The following is a 1,537-nucleotide window of genomic DNA, read 5'->3' as shown; positions in this document are numbered from 1 at the left end:
CACCCATGGTTTCAAGATCGATCATCAGGTGCTTAAATTTGTTCATTGTTATCGTCCCCAGTTAATTTTCGGTAGCCGGCAGAGTATATTTCATTGGCAAGATCCATGGCTTTCTCTCTGTCGTAACGTACAAATGTACGCTCAATAATCGCAGACAGCGCAGTTACCTCTTTGGCTTCTTCGCTTTCTCTCCACTCATCTGCTTTCTGTTTTGCGATATCAACGCAATCAAAACACAGCTGCAGGTGTTCATTAATAACGAACAGGGCTTCACCGCAGTCTTTGCGGCAGGCGGCGCAGAGAATTTTAACCTTTATTGGCTTCATGCGGTCACCTGCTTAAATTCGATAACCCACACCCATGAATTCATATACCAACTATCCACGCCGTGTATTGACCGCCACAGCTCGGCATATGCGGCTTTTGCTGTTTGATATGGCTGATTGTCGCCTGGTACATAAAAGCCATTCAGCCAATTACCTTCATTACCATAACGACCAGTGATAATCCCTTCAGCTATAGCATCTTCTTCGCTGATATCCTGTAAATGTTCGACACGAACGGCGGTTATTTCCAGCAGTATGCGTGAAGCCGAGCGGGACATTTGTGTTGATGGTTTCCATTTTATTGGGATAGTCTCGCCGCTTGCTGAGGTGCAATAAACAGCGTCAGGGTTTGATGCCCGATAAGTGATAAATTCACCGGTACCACCAGAGGCGTCTCTGATTACGCGACTTCCGAATGATTCACGCACCCACAGCCGATCACCAATCTTTCCGAGCGGACAGTTAAGGCGAATAGGGTCCCTCAGTAATGGTGAGTCACCAATCGCCCAGCAGGCTTTGCCTTCGTCTTTAGCGCAGGCACTGGACATCATCCATCCGTGAAAACTGCAAATAGTCGGTACGGCTTTAATAGCTTGCCGTGTCTGGCTTTTACGTCCGTCCAAAATAGCGCGAACGTCATGGGCTTTTAATGCAATGGCTTTTTCTTTCACAGCGCCCCCTTAATTTCAGAAAATAAAATCACTTTATCTACAGCCGATTCAGCAATTTCTTTATTAGAAATACGCTGGCAGGCGTACCGAATTGCCTCACACGCCCATGCGTAGTGATGCGTTGGTTTGAAGTGCGGACTTAAATTATCCCAATCCCATGGTGATGAGTGCCCATCACATGAATCATCTTCCATATCTGCTTCTGATACGGCATGGCAAAAGGCATGCTCAGATATGCTTGCGCCGGAATAATCAGAGACAAGTGACTTTAACTGACCAATACGTGCAGCAAATTCATTGTAAGATGATTTAATTGCTTCTAATGCGTCTTTGTCGTCCTCACCATCAAGGATATCGGCAAGCCATTCTTCTAATGATTCGCGGTAATATTTCAGGGTTGAAGATAAATCGACTTCTTTATATGCAGCCGTCACCTCGCTGCGATGTGCTCCCATCTGCAATTTTTCAGCCCAGTACCCGTAATCAATGCGGTCATGATTAAAAAACTGAATCATGTCGTTAATTCTGCTGAACGCCCAT

3 protein-coding genes are annotated in these 1,537 nt (G+C 45.7%); all 3 read right to left on the bottom strand.

Annotated elements, in window-relative coordinates:
- Window positions 1–32 precede the first annotated feature (32 nt).
- Window positions 33–326: a hypothetical protein gene (locus tag ACMHKJ_RS19175; RefSeq protein WP_413496423.1), complete on the bottom strand. Its 294-nt coding sequence runs from the start codon at window positions 324–326 to the stop codon at window positions 33–35.
- On the bottom strand, window positions 323–997 hold the full coding sequence (locus tag ACMHKJ_RS19170) for a hypothetical protein (protein ID WP_413496421.1): 675 nt from the start codon (window positions 995–997) through the stop codon (window positions 323–325). Before ACMHKJ_RS19170 ends, ACMHKJ_RS19175 begins: the two co-directional genes overlap by 4 nt.
- Window positions 994–1,537 (bottom strand): hypothetical protein (locus ACMHKJ_RS19165; protein ID WP_413496419.1); only part of this gene is annotated, 544 nt, incomplete at its 5' end. The genes ACMHKJ_RS19165 and ACMHKJ_RS19170, both read right to left, overlap by 4 nt.

Source organism: Morganella psychrotolerans (genome assembly GCF_965118875.1).
In the GTDB taxonomy this organism is placed as follows: domain Bacteria; phylum Pseudomonadota; class Gammaproteobacteria; order Enterobacterales; family Enterobacteriaceae; genus Morganella; species Morganella psychrotolerans_C.
The sequence above is the reverse complement of the archived record's forward strand: the minus strand, read 5'-3'. Positions and strand labels throughout refer to the sequence as shown.